The sequence below is a fragment of the Bacillus sp. FSL P2-0069 genome (assembly GCF_038593315.1).
Taxonomy (GTDB): Bacteria; Bacillota; Bacilli; order Bacillales; family Bacillaceae; genus Bacillus; species Bacillus safensis.
Genome location: NZ_CP151984.1, coordinates 2,254,911 through 2,274,269 on the forward strand (window position 1 = coordinate 2,254,911; position 19,359 = coordinate 2,274,269).

General features: G+C 42.0%; 21 protein-coding genes. 1 reads left to right on the forward strand and 20 read right to left on the reverse strand.

Annotated elements, in window-relative coordinates; all coding sequences use genetic code 11:
• Nucleotides 1-55: 55 nt before the first annotated feature.
• The 15 genes from recO to rpsU all read right to left on the reverse strand — a co-directional run bounded on the left by recO (nucleotide 56) and on the right by rpsU (nucleotide 11,933).
• A complete protein-coding gene (gene recO, locus NSQ34_RS11500; protein ID WP_268413827.1) occupies nucleotides 56-826 on the reverse strand; it encodes a DNA repair protein RecO in 771 nt (256 codons plus the stop codon).
• Between the two features lie 34 nt (nucleotides 827-860).
• The gene (locus NSQ34_RS11505) at nucleotides 861-1,004 is read right to left on the reverse strand and encodes a YqzL family protein (RefSeq protein ID WP_003217288.1); all 144 of its coding nucleotides are present in this window, start codon (nucleotides 1,002-1,004) and stop codon (nucleotides 861-863) included.
• Nucleotides 1,005-1,152: 148 nt separating this feature from the next.
• Nucleotides 1,153-2,058: a GTPase Era gene (era, locus tag NSQ34_RS11510; RefSeq protein WP_007501305.1), complete on the reverse strand. Its 906-nt coding sequence runs from the start codon at nucleotides 2,056-2,058 to the stop codon at nucleotides 1,153-1,155.
• The gene (locus NSQ34_RS11515; protein WP_008356263.1) at nucleotides 2,051-2,449 is read right to left on the reverse strand and encodes a cytidine deaminase; all 399 of its coding nucleotides are present in this window, start codon (nucleotides 2,447-2,449) and stop codon (nucleotides 2,051-2,053) included. The genes era and NSQ34_RS11515 overlap by 8 nt, the downstream gene beginning before the upstream one ends.
• A 113-nt stretch (nucleotides 2,450-2,562) precedes the next feature.
• On the reverse strand, nucleotides 2,563-2,949 hold the full coding sequence (locus NSQ34_RS11520) for a diacylglycerol kinase family protein (RefSeq protein WP_034280126.1): 387 nt from the start codon (nucleotides 2,947-2,949) through the stop codon (nucleotides 2,563-2,565).
• Nucleotides 2,927-3,406 carry an rRNA maturation RNase YbeY gene (gene ybeY / locus NSQ34_RS11525; RefSeq protein ID WP_024423021.1) on the reverse strand — a complete coding sequence of 160 codons (480 nt, stop codon included), beginning with the start codon at nucleotides 3,404-3,406 and terminating at the stop codon, nucleotides 2,927-2,929. The genes NSQ34_RS11520 and ybeY overlap by 23 nt, the downstream gene beginning before the upstream one ends.
• Nucleotides 3,407-5,494 carry an HD family phosphohydrolase gene (locus tag NSQ34_RS11530; protein WP_193510700.1) on the reverse strand — a complete coding sequence of 696 codons (2,088 nt, stop codon included), beginning with the start codon at nucleotides 5,492-5,494 and terminating at the stop codon, nucleotides 3,407-3,409.
• A 138-nt stretch (nucleotides 5,495-5,632) separates the two neighbouring features.
• On the reverse strand, nucleotides 5,633-6,592 hold the full coding sequence (locus NSQ34_RS11535; RefSeq protein WP_034280122.1) for a PhoH family protein: 960 nt from the start codon (nucleotides 6,590-6,592) through the stop codon (nucleotides 5,633-5,635).
• A 3-nt stretch (nucleotides 6,593-6,595) separates the two neighbouring features.
• Nucleotides 6,596-7,786: a sporulation protein YqfD gene (gene yqfD, locus NSQ34_RS11540; protein ID WP_041118008.1), complete on the reverse strand. Its 1,191-nt coding sequence runs from the start codon at nucleotides 7,784-7,786 to the stop codon at nucleotides 6,596-6,598.
• Nucleotides 7,787-7,804: 18 nt separating this feature from the next.
• Complete coding sequence (yqfC, locus tag NSQ34_RS11545; RefSeq protein ID WP_012010618.1) at nucleotides 7,805-8,086, reverse strand: sporulation protein YqfC; 282 nt, start codon at nucleotides 8,084-8,086, stop codon at nucleotides 7,805-7,807.
• A 205-nt stretch (nucleotides 8,087-8,291) separates the two neighbouring features.
• A complete protein-coding gene (locus tag NSQ34_RS11550; RefSeq protein WP_098676953.1) occupies nucleotides 8,292-8,789 on the reverse strand; it encodes a hypothetical protein in 498 nt (165 codons plus the stop codon).
• A 31-nt stretch (nucleotides 8,790-8,820) separates the two neighbouring features.
• The gene (floA, locus tag NSQ34_RS11555) at nucleotides 8,821-9,813 is read right to left on the reverse strand and encodes a flotillin-like protein FloA (RefSeq protein WP_024423026.1); all 993 of its coding nucleotides are present in this window, start codon (nucleotides 9,811-9,813) and stop codon (nucleotides 8,821-8,823) included.
• Between the two features lie 27 nt (nucleotides 9,814-9,840).
• On the reverse strand, nucleotides 9,841-11,154 hold the full coding sequence (locus NSQ34_RS11560) for a nodulation protein NfeD (protein ID WP_070326492.1): 1,314 nt from the start codon (nucleotides 11,152-11,154) through the stop codon (nucleotides 9,841-9,843).
• A gap of 141 nt (nucleotides 11,155-11,295) precedes the next feature.
• Nucleotides 11,296-11,745 (reverse strand): GatB/YqeY domain-containing protein, encoded by a 450-nt coding sequence (locus tag NSQ34_RS11565; protein WP_034280115.1) that lies wholly within the window; start codon nucleotides 11,743-11,745, stop codon nucleotides 11,296-11,298.
• 14 nt (nucleotides 11,746-11,759) lie between these two features.
• Complete coding sequence (gene rpsU / locus NSQ34_RS11570; protein WP_003152957.1) at nucleotides 11,760-11,933, reverse strand: 30S ribosomal protein S21; 174 nt, start codon at nucleotides 11,931-11,933, stop codon at nucleotides 11,760-11,762.
• 182 nt (nucleotides 11,934-12,115) lie between these two features.
• On the opposite strand from rpsU, the gene NSQ34_RS11575 reads away from it, so the two are divergent.
• Nucleotides 12,116-13,045 (forward strand): Na/Pi symporter, encoded by a 930-nt coding sequence (locus NSQ34_RS11575; protein ID WP_076840451.1) that lies wholly within the window; start codon nucleotides 12,116-12,118, stop codon nucleotides 13,043-13,045.
• A 42-nt stretch (nucleotides 13,046-13,087) separates the two neighbouring features.
• On the opposite strand, the gene mtaB is transcribed toward NSQ34_RS11575, so the two are convergent.
• The 5 genes from mtaB to dnaK all read right to left on the reverse strand — a co-directional run bounded on the left by mtaB (nucleotide 13,088) and on the right by dnaK (nucleotide 19,335).
• A complete protein-coding gene (gene mtaB, locus NSQ34_RS11580; RefSeq protein WP_073206350.1) occupies nucleotides 13,088-14,446 on the reverse strand; it encodes a tRNA (N(6)-L-threonylcarbamoyladenosine(37)-C(2))-methylthiotransferase MtaB in 1,359 nt (452 codons plus the stop codon).
• Nucleotides 14,446-15,216: a 16S rRNA (uracil(1498)-N(3))-methyltransferase gene (locus NSQ34_RS11585; protein ID WP_024427953.1), complete on the reverse strand. Its 771-nt coding sequence runs from the start codon at nucleotides 15,214-15,216 to the stop codon at nucleotides 14,446-14,448. Before NSQ34_RS11585 ends, mtaB begins: the two co-directional genes overlap by 1 nt.
• A 23-nt stretch (nucleotides 15,217-15,239) precedes the next feature.
• Entirely contained in the window at nucleotides 15,240-16,175 is a 936-nt protein-coding gene (gene prmA, locus NSQ34_RS11590; RefSeq protein ID WP_024423032.1) for a 50S ribosomal protein L11 methyltransferase, read from the reverse strand.
• Between the two features lie 22 nt (nucleotides 16,176-16,197).
• Nucleotides 16,198-17,331 (reverse strand): molecular chaperone DnaJ, encoded by a 1,134-nt coding sequence (gene dnaJ, locus NSQ34_RS11595; protein WP_024427952.1) that lies wholly within the window; start codon nucleotides 17,329-17,331, stop codon nucleotides 16,198-16,200.
• 165 nt (nucleotides 17,332-17,496) lie between these two features.
• Nucleotides 17,497-19,335 (reverse strand): molecular chaperone DnaK, encoded by a 1,839-nt coding sequence (gene dnaK / locus NSQ34_RS11600; RefSeq protein ID WP_024423034.1) that lies wholly within the window; start codon nucleotides 19,333-19,335, stop codon nucleotides 17,497-17,499.
• Nucleotides 19,336-19,359 lie beyond the last annotated feature (24 nt).

The following is a 19,359-nucleotide window of genomic DNA, read 5'->3' on the forward strand; positions in this document are numbered from 1 at the left end:
CTGTCAATGCAACATATTTTATCTTAGATGATCTTACAAAAAGTCATGGGAGATGTCAACTTTTGTTTTCCCCGCCCATTAGCTTTTTCATGGATTCCATCTGATTCATGAATTTTTTTGATTTTAAATAGAGGCCGGAATATTCGTCATAGTAGTGATCAAGCACTTGACGAATTTCTTGTTTCGTCTGCTGTTTCACATCAACCTGACCAAGCCTTGATAAATCAAAATAATGAAACAAACGGAGCAGCCTTGCAGCTGCGGGGGATAAGGGCAGTTTATATGGATCTTTCGAAAAACAATTTTGGCAAATGAAGCCGTTATCTCTTATTGAGAAATGGAACTGCCCTTCTTTTTGACCACAGTGCACACATTGATCAAGTTCAGGCTTCATCCCCATCACTGATAACATTTTGACCTCTAAGATAAATAAAATAATATCAGCATCTGTACCTTCGTTGAGATGACGCAGAGATTGAAGCAGAAGCTCAAACAAATAAGGGTTTGGCTTTTTTTCTTCTGTCCCTTTATCCATCAATTCCGTCATATATGCGGCATATGCGGTCAGAAATAAGTCTTCCCGAATGGCCCGCATACTTTCAATCATTTCGCCTTGCTGGAGCGTTCCAAGTCCTGTTGATGATTGGATGAGAAAGGTGCCGTATAAAAACGGCTGGCTTATAGCTGACAGGCGGCTGTTTGATTTTTTAGCGCCTCTTGCCATCACGCCAATTTTTCCATGTTCTCTAGTGAGCAGCGTGACAATTTTGTTTGTTTCGCCATAATCTGTTGTTCTAAGGACGATTCCTTCACTTTTAATGAGCATTTGTCTACACTCCGAGCATTGGAGGGGTCAAGAATTATAAGATTGGAAAATCAAATCGTGCTATTTCTTCTTCAAGTACATCGGGTCTTTCCAGGTTCTCCTTTTCTAACTCTTTGAAAAGCAGATACGTGTCAACGCTTCCTGTTTGTGAAAATACGTTCCATGTAAAATTCAACATAAAAACCCCACCTTTCTTTATTAGAAGCAGCAACGCTACATCCAACATATTAATTTTATCTTGACCAGGCTACCTCCATTTCATGATAAACAATTTTTACTAATCGAACCGCACCATTGTCAGATTTGCTGACAAATGCAGCGATTTTTTAATATTCGTCTTCTCTAAATCCAAAATCACGCAGGTGAGTGGATTTATTACGCCAGTCCTTCTGAACTTTGACCCAAAGCTCTAAATACACTTTTGAGCCTAGAAGTGCTTCAATATCTCTGCGCGCTTTTTGTCCCACTTCTTTTAACAAGCTGCCTCGTTTACCAATGACGATCCCTTTTTGCGAATCACGTTCTACGACAATGGTCGCCGCGACATGGATCTTGCCATTTTCATCTGGCTTAATCGATTCAATCGCAACCGCAATACTGTGCGGAATCTCTTCTCTCGTTAAATGCAGCACTTTTTCACGAATTAATTCAGAAATAATAAACCGTTCTGGATGATCTGTTACTTGATCTGCCGGATAAAATTGAGGGCCCTCTGGAAGATAACCTTCAATCTGCTGAAGAAGCGTGTCGATATTGTTTCCTTCAAGAGCTGAAATTGGCACAATTTCCTTGAATGGGTAACGTGTGCGGTATTCATCAATTAAAAGGAACAGTTCATCTGGATGAATTTGGTCAATTTTATTAACGACTAGGAACACCGGTGTAGATGTTTGCTTTAGTCGTTCAATGATGAATTCATCACCTTTGCCATAGCCTTCCTGTGCGTTAATCATAAACAAGATCAGGTCGACTTCCTTCAGTGTATTTTGAGCCACCCTCATCATAAAATCACCAAGCTTATGCTTAGGTTTATGAATCCCCGGTGTATCGATAAAGATCGTTTGTGATGTGTTTGTTGTCAGAACACCTTGCACTTTGTTTCGCGTCGTTTGGGGCTTATCGCTCATGATGGCGATCTTTTGTCCAATGACACGATTAAGAAAGGTTGATTTCCCTACATTTGGTCTTCCAATAATTGATACAAATCCTGATTTGAAGCTTTCGTTAGTCATTTAAATCCTCCGGTGAAAATGCGCCTGGCAATAGTTCGTTTACTGTTGTTTCGTATATATGTCCTTTTAAGTTCGTTAGAATCACTGGCATATCAGGTGCACATAGCTCTGAAATGACCTGTCTGCATGCGCCGCACGGCGAAACAGGACGGTCTGTATCAGCCACCACTGCTAACATTTGAAAAGATGTAATGCCTTCTGAATAGGCTTTAAAAAGTGCTGTTCTTTCCGCACAATTACACATACCATATGCTGCATTTTCAATGTTGCAGCCGCCATACACTTTTCCATCATTCGACAGTAATGCTGCACCGACTTTGAATTTAGAATAGGGTACATATGCAAAATCTCTTGCTTTGATTGCTTCTGAAATCAACTCTTGTTTGTTCATTCCTAGTTCCCACTTTCAGAAGAAATGGTACCACTGTCACATTTATATTTTACATAATTCACGTGACATTTTCACGCCCATTTCTAAAAATGTTAATAAATAGTAATATTGTTCTATTGCATGATCTTCGGTAAGAAGATGATCAACCCAATCATAACCGAAATCGCGGCGTAAACGCAAACAGCGCCTGCCGCAGCGTCCTTCGCTCTCTCTGCAAGCGGGTGCCTTTCTTCTGTCATCAGATCCACTGTATGTTCAATGGCTGTATTGACAAGCTCAAGCGCAAACATCCCCCCGCAAAGAAGAAGAACGATCAGCCATTCAAATGGGTCAATGCGGAACCAAAAGCCGCAGATCACCACGATGATGGCTGCGACTGTGTGAAATCGAAAATTCCGTTCATTCAAGAAAGTTCGCCATATTCCTCTAAATGCATAGTAAAAACTCCGAAAAAAACGGGCGAGCGGCCTTCTTTTCTTACGATGATCTCGAAAGACCATAATCATCCAGGATCTTTGTCTGTTTGGCGAACATTTCTTTTTCATCTTCCTCTGTCATATGATCGTACCCGAGCAAATGGAGGAAGCCATGAATCGTTAAGAATCCAAGCTCTCTCATAAAGGAATGTCCATATTCCTCTGCCTGCTCTTTCGTTCGATCTACACTAATAATAATGTCACCGAGTACAGGCGGGATATCATCTGCTCCAATGATTTCAATTTCCCCTTCTCCTTCTTCCTCAAGTGCAAAGGAGATCACATCTGTTGGTGCGTCTTTTCCGCGGTATTCTTTATTGATTTGATGAATCTCTTCATTCGAAACGATCGTCACTGATACTTCCGCTTGATCCTTGACCTCAAGTTCGTCTGCAGCAAACTGAAGAAGCTTTTCCACTTCTTCAAGCTGCTCTTTTGATACTTGTCCTGTTTCATCTATTAAATCGATTAACAATGTCATTTACTTCACCTTCTGCTTCGGGGCATCTGGATATTCAATCCGAGAATGGAAAATCCCCTTTAATGTTGTACAAATCGTTTGGCTGATAATATTTAATTCTTTAAATGTGAGGTCACATTCACTAAATTGCCCGTCCTGCATTTTATCTGAAATAATGCCTTTGACAAGCTTTTCAATCCGCTCTGGATTTGGATTATGCATCGAACGAACCGCCGCTTCAACGCTGTCAGCCACAGAAATAATCGCTGCTTCTTTTGATTGCGGCTTTGGACCAGGGTAACGGAATTCATCTTCTGTCACCTGATCATCACGCTCTTTCGCCTTATAGTAAAAGAACTTTAAAAGAGACTTCCCGTGATGCTGTTCGGCAATGTCGACAAGTTCTTCAGGAAACTTCTTTTCTCTCAGCATATCAGCGCCATCTGTCGTATGGGCAATAATAATATTTTTACTCAGCTGAGGAGAAAGCTTGTCATGCGGATTATCAATGTTCATTTGGTTTTCGATAAAGTACTGCGGTCTTTTCGTTTTCCCAATGTCATGATAATAAGCACCGACCCTTGCTAAAAGACCATTTGCGCCGACTGCTTCACATGCAGCATCCGCTAAATTCGCCACCATGACACTATGATGATATGTACCTGGTGTCTCGGTTAAAATCTTTTTGAGCAGCGGATGATTTGGATTGGATAATTCAATCAGTTTCATTGTGGAAAGAATACCAAACATGCTCTCAAAAACAGGCATTAACCCAATGACCAAGATAGATGATGCAAACCCTGACACAATCGCCATCATGAGGTTCACACCGATTTCAAGCCCTGATGGTGAAGAATTTTGGATGAGTGTAATGGATAAAACCACAAGTACATTCACCAAAGCAACCAAAAGCCCCGCCTGCAATATTTTTGATCTTGCATTATGTTTTCTTAAAAATAAAATACCCGCCATCCCGCTCATCAGATAATAAGCGCAGATCACATAGTTAAAGACGCCGGTTACTCCTTGATTAAACATCATACTGCCGCAAAGAGCAAATACAAGACCGGAGAAGATCGCCAGCCGCTCATTAATAAGCAGCTTGATCAGCATCGTGCCAAGTGCCACTGGCACGACATAGCCTATCGTCGTATACTTCGTTTCCTGGAAGAGGCTGAACACTTCCATGATAATTAATATAATCGTGAAAATAAGCGAGTAAAGCAGTAACGACTTATTCTTATGGACAAGCGATTTTTTCCTCGATTCAAGGGAATGAACAATCGCTGCTAAGAAAAGTCCAATTAATATGAGAAGACCACTTACAGGCTTAAATAAATTTGAGCTGTTTAACAGACCCGTGAGTTCTAATTTGCGATAAACTTCCCGGTCAATGAGCTCTCCTTCTTCAACTAAGATTTGCCCCTGCTTAATTTGCACAGGCTGAATATTGTCAGCCGCTTCCTGTCTTTTCTTCTCTGTTGCCACTGGGTCAAATACATAGTTTGGAATGATCGCAAATTCACCGATTTCTTTCGCCGCATTTAAGTATTTTGATGGAATCGAATTGTTTTTAAGCTCTGTTTTGACTTGTTTTTTCTCATCTTGTAATTTCGCTGCTGTGATTTCTTTACTCATCAGTGAATTCACCACTGTGATGATGGAATCCTTAGTAAATGAGAGATTTTCATCACTTGCTTGGAGCAGTGCTTTGATGGATTGATCCGAAACAGCTTCCTGCATATCTGTTGTGAGCTTTTCTTTGACACGCTTGACCATTTCTTGATCTGATGGCGCGTTCTCTTTATCATCAGCTGCTTTCTTCTCTTCTTTAATGGCTTCAAAGAGGGATGAGATGAGGTCTACGCGATTATCAGAATACGCTTTTTTGAGCGTATATTGATCTTCTACCTGATCTGTTGCTTCTTGTTTCTTTTCTTCTGTCGCTTCTTGATCATCAACGGTTGACGGAGAATAGATGGTCTGTTCGCTCACTGAAAATAAATCTAAGTCGAGCGATTCAGGCTTTACATGGAAGAAGAGCACCACGAATAAAATGGCTGCTAAACCAGCGTACAGCAAAACATTTAAATAACGTGAGCGCTCCATTTTCTGAGGTTCTTTTTTAGACAGCAGTCTTTTGCGCTTACTGCCTTTTTGATTCTTTCTCAAGGAAAGTACCTCCTTTTTTACTTTAAACCACGATCGAAACAAAATGACCCGATGAAGACGATCGGGTCACTCAGTTCATTTTTGCTTTTCGTATGCGCCAATGATCTTCGCCACAAGCGGGTGTCTGACCACATCTGTCTGGTCTAATTCAATAAATGAGATGCCCCTGATCTCTGCAAGCATGTCCTTTGCAGCTGCAAGACCTGACTGCATGCCCTTTGGCAGATCAATCTGTGTAATATCTCCTGTAATGACCATTTTAGAGCCAAACCCAAGTCTCGTCAAAAACATTTTCATTTGGGCAGGTGTTGTATTCTGCGCTTCATCTAATATCACAAATGCATCATCAAGCGTCCGGCCTCTCATATAGGCAAGGGGCGCTATTTCAATCACGCCGCGCTCGATTAGTCGTTCCGTATGATCACTGCCAAGCACATCATGCAGGGCATCATATAGTGGTCTTAAATAAGGATCTACTTTTTCCTTTAGATCGCCTGGTAAAAAGCCAAGACTCTCTCCTGCTTCAACAGCTGGTCTTGTCAGGATTATCCGTTTCACATGTCCATTTTTCAGCGAATGGACCGCATGGACGACTGCCAAATACGTCTTCCCTGTACCAGCGGGTCCAATTCCAAAGACCAGGTCATCTTTTTTCATCGCCGCAGCATATTCACGCTGGCCGATTGTTTTCACCCTGATCGACTTTCCTTTGGCATTTTTCGTAATTTCATCTTCATACATATTTTCAAAATAATTCAGCTTGTTTTTTTGCGCCATTTTAATGGCATAGACGACATCCCGTTCAGATATCTCAATTCCTTTACGGATGAGATGTAAAAGAGATGTGATCAAACGGCTTACTGTATCTCTCGATGCTTCCTCACCAGAAACATACACTTTTTCTCCACGCGTAATAATGGAGACGTTCAGCTCGTTTTCCATTAGTTTCAGATAAGCATCTTGATTGCCAAATAAAGCAATCGCTTCGTTTGGGCTATCCAATTTTTGTTGAATCTCAAGTAAATGTTCTGTCATTCTCTAGTCTCCCTGAACAATAGGTGTTGGTTGAACAATATCTTCTATTACTTGGTAAAGGATGATTAACTTAACTTTACCATTCCCTGTTGTCTCGTGCAAAACTTTTTCACTTTTCACCTCTCCTGTTTGACCTAGCTTCTCTTCTAATTCTTTTTTACCCATTTTAATCCCTGCTTGAACCGCTTCTTTATTTGTGTATTCGCGATTTATTTTCTCACTTTCGCGTGTAATTTCCTTTTCATAAGAGAATGGGAGCTGCATGTTTAAGAAATGAAGCGGATGAACTTCTGTTTCTGTTTTTGGCTGCTTAAAATCATCCTTTTTAAAAGAAAAGCCCCAAAATGGCAGTGAGCCTCCAAATGCGGAGAGCTTGTGCTTTGTCTTCATTTTACCCGTAAAAACGTCAAAAGATGTTCGAAGAGGGACAGAAACTTCTGAACGATACCACGTTTCACCATAGATTTTCGCTTTGGCTCCTACCGTTTTTTGCTGATCTTCGCTGCCAATGAGTCCAGAGACAAGCATCTGTCCTTTCTTTACATGTTCATCAACCGCGGCAAGCGGCTCCCCTTTTTCTACATACATTCTCGTGATGACAGCCTTTTTCTTGGCGACGATATGCTGAGGACTCGTGTATTTTTCTTTTTCAGGTTCATTTTTTTCCACAACTTTCATTTGAAAGGTTGTTCCGTTTAGTTCTACGCCGACCCATGTGATGCTTTGAATATTGGTTGTCAGGGATTTTTGAATTTTTTCAGGTGTTCCCATTAGAAACTGAAAACGTCCTTTTTGCACCCCAATGTCGTCTAAATGCTTTCTCATTTGATGTTCAGTTTCTGGATTGGCTCCTTTAATATCGATTTTCCATACCATGTTTGAAAGCGCCAATATCGTCACTAGAAAGCATACAATCCCAAGGGTAAATCCGATATTCTTCCTTGACCATAGGAGTAGAAATGGAAAGCCCTTTTTTTGATGAAATGAACATGTCACGTCATGATGTCTGCGTACCTTTCTGAAGGCATGTACATCTGATAAGCGAATAAATAAGCGCACGCTGTCTTGACGGCGGCTCACTTGAAACATTGTGATCCCCTGCCTCGTGCACTCATTGATAAGCCGCTCAATGCCATTTCCTTTGATCTCCACTTCCACTCTGCCAATAAAATAGGCGAACCATTTATTCTTCACGCTTCTCCCCTCCGTCAGTTAAGAATCAATATAACGGACCTCATCGATTTTCCCTTCCAATAAAATCTCTTCTGGCAAAATCGTTTTAATCACAAAATCTTTCCCTGAAATAATGCATTGTCCCTGTTTGAGCATCAGCCTTACCTCTTGATCACTGAAAAGCAAAAGCCCTTTATGGTTCTCTATGTAAATGTGGAGTCTGCCAACCATCGTAATACGGGGAAGATCCATCATCACGTCTGGAGGGATTTCAAGTGTTCTTGTCAGCCATGCTTTAAGTCGATTTTTTCTTTTTCCCATTCAATAAGAACCCCTTCCCACCTCATGTGTATGAGATCAAACTGAAAGATGGTGAGACTGATGAGAAAGCCTCTATATCATCCTATTCCTCAGGGGTTCATATCATGCTAATGAATCCCGTAAAATAGCTGTTTCAGCATTTTCTTTAAGAAAAAATGTCATCAGGCAAAAAAAGCCCCCTTTTTCATAAAGGGGGCTTTCTTCTTTATCTTTTATATGGCCGTTTCATCGTTCTGTGCGGCTTTTTCGCGCGCGGCTCTCCAAATACTTCTCCAAGGATCATTCCTTGAACAATTGTATCTTGGTTCAGCTTCTCAATGAATTTTGGCCTCATTTCAGTAGATGCAGCCTTTGGCCTTGTCAGCTCTCTTTCAAGCGATTGGAACTCTTTGTTCAGCTCGTTTTTTCTTTCTTCCATTTCGGCAAGTGTAGCCGTATAGCGATCTTGTAAGGACGGAGAAGTTTTTTTCTTCATCCCGCCATGATCATGTACATCGCCGAAATCGTCCAGCTGATCGGTCACGACTGGATCTGGACTTGTTTGCTTTGTTTGCTTTTGGGGCACCTGCTTACGCTGAGGAGCGGGCTTCTTTTGCTGATTCTGCTCTTCGTTCTCCTCTTGTTTGCCGATCTTCCCAAAGACGGCAGAGATGATACCGATGATAATCGCAATTAGTAGCGGATTTTCAAATAGAATGTCCAATGGGCTCCCTCCTTAAAGCGTGAGAGGATGCTTATTTGTTTTCATTATCAGATGGACCTTTTGTCATTTTGCCAAATGAATCTCTCATATCCGTATCAGCATCGATATTCTTAATGTTCATGTAGTCCATGACACCAATATTGCCTTCACGTAATGCTTCAGCCATTGCAAGTGGTACTTCAGCCTCTGCTTCTACGACTTTCGCGCGCATTTCTTCAACTTTCGCACGCATCTCTTGTTCTTGTGCAACAGCCATTGCGCGGCGTTCTTCTGCTTTCGCCTGTGCAATGTTTTTGTCTGCTTCTGCTTGGTCTGTTTGCAGAATTGCCCCGATGTTCTTACCGATATCAACATCTGCGATATCAATCGAGAGAATTTCAAATGCAGTACCTGAATCTAATCCTTTACCAAGAACCGTTTGAGAAATCATATCAGGGTTCTCAAGAACCTTTTTATGATTATCTGATGAACCGATTGTAGAGACAATCCCTTCACCTACACGGGCAATAATTGTTTCTTCCCCTGCACCACCGACAAGTCGGTCGATGTTTGCACGAACTGTAATACGTGCTTTTGCTTTGACTTCAATCCCGTCCATCGCAACACCAGAAATAAATGGTGTTTCAATGACTTTAGGGTTTACACTCATTTGAACTGCTTCAAGTACATCACGGCCTGCTAGGTCGATGGCTGCACAGCGGGCAAAGTTCAATTCGATATTCGCGCGTTGAGCTGCAATTAATGCGTTCACAACTCGGTCCACGTTACCACCTGCAAGATAGTGGCTCTCCAGCTGGTTAATCGTCACATCAAGACCTGCTTTATGTGCTTTGATGAGCGGGTTGACCACTCGGTTTGGAATCACTCGGCGCAGTCTCATTCCTACAAGTGTAAAAATGCTCACTTTTACGCCAGCCGCTAGGGCAGAAATCCACAGCATCACCGGTACAAAAGTGAAAAAGATCGATAGAACAATCAAACCTGCTGCGATAATCACAAATAATAGTAAAGTAGATGGATCCATTTTATTCCTCCTCTAAAATCAGTATATCTATACTTTCCTCACGACAATGCGTGAGCCTTCCGCTTTCACAATTTTTACTTGTTCATCTTTATCGATAAATGCACCTTCTGACACAACATCAATGCGCTCATCTCCAAGTACGATCGTACCAGATGGACGAAGTGCAGTGGCTGTCACTGCGATTTGTCCAACAAGATCCTCTCTTGTTTCATTTGAGACATAACCGCTTTCCTTATTGGTTGAATCGGTTAAAATGAACTTTTTAAAGAATTTCATACGTTTCCCCAACACCTTTGTCAATAAAATAACTGCTATGGTTGAAACAGCAGTGGCAATCAAGATGGAAATCGCCATTTCTGTAAAGCTTCCAGCTGCTAAAAATAAGCTGACAACGACACAGATCAGTCCAATGACACCTACGATTCCCCCTGGCAAAAACAATTCCAGAATGATGAGTGCAATCCCTGCTAAAAACAGGAACAACGTCTCATATCCTGCAAAACCTGCCACGAGATGACCATAAAAGAATAGAAGAAGCGCTGTCACTCCCATGGTGCCCGGGACCCCAAAGCCAGGAGAATAGAGCTCAACAACTAACCCTAAGCTTGCAATGGATAAAAGGATTGGAATGACAATTGGGTGCGTAAGAAAACGCGCAACCTTTTCAGCAAAGCTCACTTCATCGTATTGAACAGAAGCGTCTTGTAATTTCAGCTTCTGAAGCAAGTCATCCATATTTTTTGCTTCCCCTTCTGCATACCCGAATTGAAGCGCACGGTCTGTATTGAAGGTGAGCAATTCTCCTTTTGGTGCACCGGCTTCTTTTGCGTCTATATCTACATCTGCCATGGCAAGAGCATACTTTGGATCACGCCCCTGCTTTTCGGCAGCATCACTCATTTCAGCAAGCCATAGAGATTCAGATTTTTGATCGGCAGCATTGCCTTCTCCATCAATGATCGCAGCAGCCCCCATTTTTCCATTCGGGGTCATATAAATTTGATCGGCATTTAATGCAAGGAATGCCCCCGCTGAAAGCGCTCTATGATTGACAAACGCTGTCACTGGGATATCGGAAGCACGAATCGTATCTGCGATTTTAAGCGCTGCATCAACTGCACCACCCGGTGTATTGATGTCGAGAATAATATGCTTCGCCCGTTCCGACTTTGCCTGCTCAAACGATCGTTCAATGAATTTAGAAAGTCCTTTTTCTACTGTATCTTCAATTGGGATAACATGAACTTTCTGATCTGCTGATTTCGCGGTCAATTGAACCCCTAATAACAAGCATATTATAAAACAACTGAAGAGAGCAATAGAAATTTTTATTTTTTTCATCTATTTGGTGATCCCTCCTCTCTTTCTTCCATTTTACCGTTCCTTTACATACGTTACAAATGTATCATAGGTTTCATTTTTATATGACAGAATCACGAGGACATAAAAAAAGTACCCTTCTAACAATAGAAGGATACTTTTTTATTGAGACAGCTGCTCGCTGACAAGTCTGTTAATGACAGCTCCATCAGCTTTACCTTTTACTTTTGGCATAATAGCGCTCATGACTTTACCCATGTCAGCCTTCGAGGAAGCACCTGTTTCAGCGACCGTTTCTTTCACGATCGTTTGCAGTTCTTCTTCAGAAAGCTGTTCTGGTAAATAAACGTCTAATATGTCAATCTCTTTTTGAACTTTATCTACTAAATCTAAGCGATTAGCTTTCGAAAATTCACGGAGGGAGTCTTTACGTTGCTTAATCTCGCGGGAAAGGACGGTTAGTTCCTCATCGCCGGTCAAACTGTCTTTCTTAAGCTTAATTGCTTCATTTTGCAGCGAAGCCTTTACCATACGAATGACAACAAGCTTGTCTTTCTCACGGTTTTTCATCATAAGCTTCATATCAGAATTTAATTGCTCAAGAAGACTCATAAAATCCACCCTCTTTAGAATTTACGTTTTCTAGCAGCTTCAGACTTTTTCTTACGCTTTACGCTAGGCTTTTCATAAAATTCACGCTTTCTTGCTTCTTGCAATGTTCCAGTTTTGGATACACTGCGTTTAAAGCGACGAAGAGCATCTTCAAGCGATTCGTTTTTTCTAACGACCGTTTTTGACATTCTCTTTCCCTCCCTCCGAATACACCAATCGACTGCATTAAAAAAAGATATACATGCAAAACATGTACCTAGACATTATAATATAAGCCCAGTGTGAGGTCAACTAAGTGATTTGGAAATATATTTTCGTCATGAGCAGGTAGACAAGTCCATATATTCATTGGTAAGAGGAGGACTTTTCTATGATGGCGATCATTTATTTTTGTGCACTTATTTTCATTTTTTTATGGTCAATGGGTTTGCTGAGAAAAGGATTAATGGCGCTTGCGTCGTCTCGTATTGAGAAATCACTTCTTCTCTTTACAGATCACCCGGTCAAAGCATTCTTGGTCAGCATTGTGTTTACAGGGGTTCTACAAAGCAGTTCTGCTTTTATGGTCATCGTCATTGGCTTTGTCAGTACTGGCATTCTCTCTTTTAAAAAATCGATCCCAATGATTCTTGGAACCAATATCGGCTCAACGTTTACGACAGAATTTATCGCCATTAAAATGGACGTATTCATGTGGGTTTTGATCATAGCCGGTCTTGTATTTATCCTTTTTGGCAGGACATCTTTTAGACATGCAGGAAAAAGTTTATTTGGGCTCGGGATGATCTTTTTTTGCATACAAGGCTTTTCAAAAATTGCAGGGATGATGACAAGCCAGCCTGAGACATTGCGTTTTCTTGAAATGATGCAGCATTCAGACTGGACAGCGCTGCTTTCGGGTACCATTTTCACAGCAATTGTTCATTCGAGCTCAGTCTGCATCGGTATTTTAATGGGATTTATGAATGAAGGAACTGTGGCACTTCAGGAAGGCATCAGCTTTGTGTTGGGGTCCAATATTGGGACATGTATTACGGCTGTGATGGCTGCGATATCCGGCGGCTACGCAGCACGTCAAACGGCTTATGCACACGTCGTGTTTAATGTGCTTGGGGTTCTTTTATGCCTGCCGTTTCTCGCCCTGATCACAGAGGTTGTCGCCCTTCTCGCAAGCTCTCCTGCCCAGCAGATTGCGCATTTCAGCCTGCTGTTTAATGTGGCAAGCTCTCTCCTCTTCTTTCCGTTCATTCGCCCTTTTCACGCATTGATCTTGTGTCTCATGCCGAATCAGTCAAAATAAAAGAAACCGGCTTGCCCTTTTGGCTGCCGGTTTTTTTATCTATTATGAGGTCATTCTCACTTTGTCTGGCTGCACATCATCGCTGATGCGAACGAATTGTCCTTCGTTATAAGGATAGCCCGCTTTCGTAATTTTCACTTTGACCAGACGGCCGATCATGTCCTCTGTCCCTTCAAAAACAACCTTCATGTAGTTATCGGTATAACCAACATAAAGATTGTGGTTTCCTTCTTGTTCTTTGAAGGATTCTTCCGGAATAATCTCTAGCACATCACCTTCGTAGGCTGATGCGTACTCTTTCGCAAGCTGGTCAGAAAGAGCGATCAAACGGTGGACACGTTCGTTTTTCACATTCTCATCCACTTGATCTTCCATTCTTGCAGCCGGGGTACCTGTACGTTTGCTGTAAGGGAAGACGTGCAGCTCAGAGAATTGATGATCTTTGACAAAATTGTACGTTTCCAAGAACTCTTCTTCTGTTTCCCCAGGGAATCCAACGATCACGTCAGAGGTGACAGCAAGTCCTGGCAATGCTTTTTTCAGCTTTGTTAAACGCTCTGCAAAGAATTCCATCGTATATTTACGGCGCATTCTTTTTAGCACAGTATTTGAGCCAGATTGAAGCGGGATGTGTAAGTGTCTGACAATTTTATCTGACTGATCAAGCACTTCAATCACTTCATCTGTAATTTGACTTGCTTCAATAGATGAAATACGGATTCGTTTTAAACCAATAACACGTTTATCTAGTTCTTTTAGAAGCTTTGCAAAGTTATAATCCTTTAAGTCTTCTCCATATCCGCCTGTGTGAATACCTGTAAGCACAATTTCTTTATAGCCCGCATCAACAAGCTGCTGCGCTTGATTGATGACCTCTTCTGGATCACGAGAACGAAGAAGGCCGCGCGCCCAAGGAATAATGCAGAAGGTACAGAAATTGTTACAGCCTTCTTGGATTTTTAATGAAGCGCGCGTTCTGTCTGTAAAGGCAGGAACATCAAGTTCTTCAAATACACGTGCTTTCATGATATTGCCAACCCCGTTGATCGGCTGTCTTTCTCTGCGGTATTCTTCAATATAGCCTAGTAATTTATGTCGGTCCTGTGTTCCAACCACAATATCAACACCAGGAATCGCCATGATTTCTGCTGGTGATGTTTGCGCATAGCAGCCTGTTACACAAATGACACCATCCGGGTTATGGCGAATGGCTCTTCTAATGACTTGGCGGCTTTTCTTATCGCCTGTATTCGTGACCGTACATGTATTAATGACATATACGTCTGCTTTTGATTCATACTCTTTTCTTTCATAGCCAGCTTCTTTAAACAGCTGCCAGATCGCCTCTGTTTCATAGTGGTTGACCTTACAGCCAAGTGTATGGAACGCTACTGTTCCCATCATGATTCACCTCTTAATAACTCTGTTTGATAAGATATAGCAGAAAGCGCATATAAAGGAGCAGTTTCTGTTCTTAAAATGCGTGGTCCAAGCCCGCAAATGACTGCACCAAGCGTTTCAAGCTCTTCAATCTCCTTTTCTGCCAAACCGCCTTCAGGGCCAAAAACCACTAGCAAGGTTTGTCCGCCTTTCATCTGTTGAAGCACAGTTTGAAAACGGCTTTGCTCTCCTTCTTTCGATGATTCTTCGTATGCAACGACACATTTATCGAATTCACCAGCTAATTGCGTCAGCTCTTTAAACGTTGATACTGAATAAACACGGGGAATGATATTCCGGTAGGACTGCTCGGCTGCTTCTTTCGCGATTTTCTCCCAGCGCTCTCGTTTTTTATGGGACTTTTTTTGGTCAAGCTTTGTAATAGAACGAGCCGCTTGAAACGGGATAAAAGCACTTGCGCCAAGCTCTGTGCCTTTTTGGATAATGAGCTCAAGCTTATCTCCTTTTGGAAGACCGCTTGCAATCGTCACCCTAATCGGAAGTTCTCTGTCCTGATTTGTCCAGCTTTCAAGGTGACAAATCACTTCTTCCTTTGTTATTGTATCAATTTTACTGAGCGCTTCAAAGCCGTCTGTCGTTAAACAAAGGATTTCCTGCCCTGCTTTCATCCGCATGACATTGGAAAGATGATGTACATCTTCACCTTTTATAACGATGGCTCCCTTTAACGTCACTTCTTCTTTCGTGAGGTCGATAAAATATCGTTGCATACGTGTCCTGACACCTACTCGCTTTATTTTTTCGCTATAATGCTGACCCAATCTTCCATTGACAGCACTTCAACAATGTCAAAACCTGCTTCTTCTAATGCTGTTTTGACCTGTAATTTCTTTTGTCCAATGATGCCTGATGTAATGAAATAGCCATCTTTCTTCAATAGGTCATAGGCTTGATCTGTAAAGCGCAAAATCACTTCTGCCAGAATGTTGGCGACAATCACATCACGCTCACCTGAAATTCCATCAAGCAAATTGTTTTGTTTGACCGTCACTTGGTCACTTACACCATTTAGTTCGATGTTTTGCTTCGCACTTTCTACCGCAACGGTGTCGAGATCAAAGGCTTGAATGTCCTTTGCACCAAGCATTGCTGCTGCCACACTTAAAATTCCAGAGCCTGTTCCAACATCAATCACCGTATCGTTTTCCTTCACGTAGCGCTCAAGCGCCTGAATGCAAAGGACGGTTGTTGGATGCGTACCTGTTCCAAATGCCATTCCAGGGTCCATTTCAATAATCAGTTCATCAGAATGAACTGGTGTATATTCTTCCCACGTTGGAACGATGGTGAATTTTTCAGAGATTTTCACAGGATGATAGTATTTCTTCCATGCGGTGGCCCATTCTTCTTCATTTACTTCACAAATTGACAGTGTATTGCGCCCAAGGTCAATATCGTATAGAAGAAGGTTGTTGATGGCTTCTTTGATCTCATCTACCGTTTCCATCAAAAAGCTGTTCATTGGAAGATAGGCTTTCACAATGACACCTTCATCTGGATAGTCATTCGGATCGAGCTGGTAGATCTCACCGTATACATTTTCACGTTCCTTGACTAAATCAAGCGGGTCCTCAATCACGACACCACTTGCACCTGCTTCATGCAAAATATTGGTGATCGGTTCCACCGCTTCATTTGTTGTATGGACGCTAATTTCTGACCACTTCAATACTACCAACTCCTTATCCGTCTTACTCGCCTTTAAATGCGCGTTTTACCTTATCGAAAAAGCTCATTTCTTGTTCGTCTGGTTTATTTCCGCTCACTTCAGCAAATTTTCTAATGATATCTTTTTGATTGTCTGTTAAATTTGTCGGTGTGACGACACGTACAACGATATGCTGATCGCCTTGGCCGTAGCCGCGTACATTTTTCACACCTTTTCCTTTGAGTCTAAACTTCGTGCCAGTTTGAGTGCCAGCAGGAACTTTTAATTTTACTTTTCCGTGTAATGTCGGCACTTCAATTTCGTCACCTAATGCAGCCTGCGCAAAGGTAAGCGGCATCTCGCAGTAAATGTCATCTCCATCACGTTCGAAGAATTCATGCGCACGCACATGGAATACAACGAATAGATCGCCTGGAGGTCCTCCATTTACGCCTGGTTCACCTTGCCCAGACACTCTGAGCTGCTGGCCATCATCAACACCTGCAGGGATCGTCACGTTAATTTTCTTACGCTTACGCACTTTGCCAGAGCCGCCGCATGTTGAACATTTATGATCAATTTGTTTCCCTGTTCCGCTGCAGTAGTTACATACTCTGCGGTTGACCACTTTACCAAACGGAGTGGATTGCTCAACATTTAATTGACCAGAACCGCCGCAATGTGAACAGGTTTTTGCCTGCGTACCAGGCTTTGCACCTGATCCATGACATGTCTCGCAAGATTCTTCACGAGGGATTTCAATGGTTGCTTCTTTTCCAAATGCCGCTTCTTCAAACGAAAGCGTCATTGTATATTGCAGGTCCGCTCCTTGGCGCGGTGCATTTGGATCTCTTCTTCTGGCTCCGCCGCCAAAAATACTAGAGAAGATGTCATCAAAGCCGCCGAAGCCGCCAAAGTCTCCTCCTCCGCCAAAACCGCCGCCGCCAAAGCCTTGGTTTGGATCGGTATGACCGAACTGGTCATAATGCGAACGTTTTTGATCATCAGAAAGGGTTTCATAGGCTTCTTTTACTTCTTTGAATTTCTCATCTGAGCCAGCTTCTTTATTAATATCAGGGTGATACTTTTTTGAAAGCTTGCGGTATGCCTTTTTGATTTCGTCCTTTGAGGCGCTCTTACTTACGCCAAGCACTTCATAGTAATCACGCTTACTCATCTCTTCACACTCCCGATTTTCTCACATAAATACGATTGTATCATTTTGATTTAACCTTTTTCAATTCCTTTCATCGTTGAAAAGAAAAAAAGTCAAAGCCAAGAGATCCTGACTTTGACTTTCTGACGAGTACGTTTCAGCAGTCCTTTTCAAAAGTAAAGGTGATTATTTTTTCTCTTGATCGTCGTTTACTTCTTCGTATTCTGCATCCACTACATTGTCATCTGCTTTTTGAGCACCTTCAGCGCCTTCTTGCTGAGCTTGTGCTTGTTTTGCAGCTTCTTCATAGAGCTTTGTCGTTAATTCTTGAACGATTGTTTGCAGCTCATCTTTTTTCGCTTTGATGTCTTCAAACTCGCCTTTTTCGATCGCAGCTTTTAGCGCATCTTTCGCGTCATTTGCTTTTTTCACTTGCTCTTCATCGATTTTGCCTTCTAGATCTTTTAATGTTTTTTCAGTTGTGAACACTAATTGATCTGCTTCGTTGCGCACTTCGATTTCTTCTTTTTTCTTCGCATCTGCTTCAGCATTTTCTTCTGCTTCTTTGACCATTTTTTCGATCTCATCATCAGAAAGACCTGAAGAAGATTTGATTGTGATGTTTTGCTCTTTGCCTGTACCCATATCTTTCGCACGTACGTTGACAATACCGTTTTTATCGATATCAAAAGATACTTCGATTTGCGGTACGCCGCGTGGTGCCGGCGGGATATCAGTCAATTGGAAGCGGCCTAATGTTTTGTTATCTGCAGCCATTGGGCGCTCACCTTGCAGGACATGGATATCTACAGCTGTTTGGTTGTCAGCAGCTGTTGAGAATACTTGAGATTTACTTGTTGGAATTGTTGTATTGCGTTCAATCAGCTTCGTGAATACGCCGCCCATTGTTTCAATTCCTAAAGAAAGTGGTGTTACGTCAAGAAGAACAACGTCTTTGACATCCCCTGTGATCACTCCACCTTGGATCGCTGCACCAAGTGCAACTACTTCATCAGGGTTTACACCTTTATGAGGCTCTTTGCCTGTTTCTTTTTTGATTGCTTCTTGTACTGCAGGAATACGAGTTGATCCACCAACAAGGATGACTTTATCAATCTCGCTAGCAGATAAACCAGCATCTTTCAGTGCTTGACGTACAGGTGTCATTGTACGCTCTACAAGATCTGCAGAAAGCTCTTCGAATTTAGCACGTGTTAACGTTAATTCAAGGTGAAGAGGTCCTGCTTCTCCAGCTGTGATAAATGGCAGTGAGATTTGTGTAGAAGATACACCAGAAAGATCTTTTTTCGCTTTTTCAGCAGCATCTTTTAAACGCTGAAGCGCCATTTTATCTTTAGAAAGGTCAATGCCATTTTCTTTTTTGAATTCAGCCACTAGGTGATCAATGATAACTTGGTCAAAATCGTCTCCACCTAGACGGTTGTCCCCAGCAGTTGAGCGCACTTCAAAGACGCCGTCTCCAAGCTCAAGGATCGATACGTCAAATGTACCGCCGCCAAGGTCGTATACAAGAATCGTTTGATCTTCTTCTGTTTTATCTAAACCATACGCAAGTGCAGCTGCTGTTGGTTCGTTGATGATACGTTCTACTTCAAGACCAGCAATTTTACCAGCATCTTTCGTTGCTTGACGTTCTGCATCGTTGAAGTAAGCAGGAACTGTGATAACAGCTTTTGTTACTTCTTCGCCAAGATAGCCTTCAGCGTAAGATTTAAGGTGCTGAAGAATAATTGCAGAGATTTCCTGCGGTGTATAGTTCTTACCTTCAACTTCTACTTTATAATCAGTACCCATATGTCTTTTAACAGACATGATCGTGTTCGGGTTTGTAATTGATTGACGTTTTGCTACTTCACCCACTTGGCGCTCTCCGTTTTTAAAAGCGACAACAGATGGTGTTGTACGTGCTCCTTCAGCGTTAGCAATGACTTTTGGCTCGCCGCCTTCAAGTACTGCAACACATGAGTTTGTTGTTCCTAAGTCAATCCCAATGATTTTACTCATATTCGATGACCTCCCATTATGTAG

Bases quoted from the DNA above. Each gene is read 5' to 3' on its own strand.
- NSQ34_RS11520 (WP_034280126.1), bottom strand. From the start codon at position 2,949: ATGGTCTTTCGAGATCATCGTAAGAAAAGAAGGCCGCTCGCCCGTTTT.
- NSQ34_RS11530 (WP_193510700.1), bottom strand. From the start codon at position 5,494: ATGGAGCGCTCACGTTATTTAAATGTTTTGCTGTACGCTGGTTTAGCA.
- mtaB (WP_073206350.1), bottom strand. From the start codon at position 14,446: ATGGGAACAGTAGCGTTCCATACACTTGGCTGTAAGGTCAACCACTAT.
- ybeY (WP_024423021.1), bottom strand. From the start codon at position 3,406: ATGACATTGTTAATCGATTTAATAGATGAAACAGGACAAGTATCAAAA.
- yqfC (WP_012010618.1), bottom strand. From the start codon at position 8,086: ATGGGAAAAAGAAAAAATCGACTTAAAGCATGGCTGACAAGAACACTT.
- dnaJ (WP_024427952.1), bottom strand. From the start codon at position 17,331: ATGAGTAAGCGTGATTACTATGAAGTGCTTGGCGTAAGTAAGAGCGCC.
- NSQ34_RS11515 (WP_008356263.1), bottom strand. From the start codon at position 2,449: ATGAACAAACAAGAGTTGATTTCAGAAGCAATCAAAGCAAGAGATTTT.
- rpsU (WP_003152957.1), bottom strand. From the start codon at position 11,933: ATGTCAAAAACGGTCGTTAGAAAAAACGAATCGCTTGAAGATGCTCTT.
- floA (WP_024423026.1), bottom strand. From the start codon at position 9,813: ATGGATCCATCTACTTTACTATTATTTGTGATTATCGCAGCAGGTTTG.
- recO (WP_268413827.1), bottom strand. From the start codon at position 826: ATGCTCATTAAAAGTGAAGGAATCGTCCTTAGAACAACAGATTATGGC.
- NSQ34_RS11560 (WP_070326492.1), bottom strand. From the start codon at position 11,154: ATGAAAAAAATAAAAATTTCTATTGCTCTCTTCAGTTGTTTTATAATA.
- era (WP_007501305.1), bottom strand. From the start codon at position 2,058: ATGACTAACGAAAGCTTCAAATCAGGATTTGTATCAATTATTGGAAGA.
- dnaK (WP_024423034.1), bottom strand. From the start codon at position 19,335: ATGAGTAAAATCATTGGGATTGACTTAGGAACAACAAACTCATGTGTT.
- NSQ34_RS11565 (WP_034280115.1), bottom strand. From the start codon at position 11,745: ATGAGTCTTCTTGAGCAATTAAATTCTGATATGAAGCTTATGATGAAA.
- NSQ34_RS11575 (WP_076840451.1), top strand. From the start codon at position 12,116: ATGATGGCGATCATTTATTTTTGTGCACTTATTTTCATTTTTTTATGG.
- NSQ34_RS11585 (WP_024427953.1), bottom strand. From the start codon at position 15,216: ATGCAACGATATTTTATCGACCTCACGAAAGAAGAAGTGACGTTAAAG.
- NSQ34_RS11535 (WP_034280122.1), bottom strand. From the start codon at position 6,592: ATGACAGAACATTTACTTGAGATTCAACAAAAATTGGATAGCCCAAAC.
- NSQ34_RS11505 (WP_003217288.1), bottom strand. From the start codon at position 1,004: ATGTTGAATTTTACATGGAACGTATTTTCACAAACAGGAAGCGTTGAC.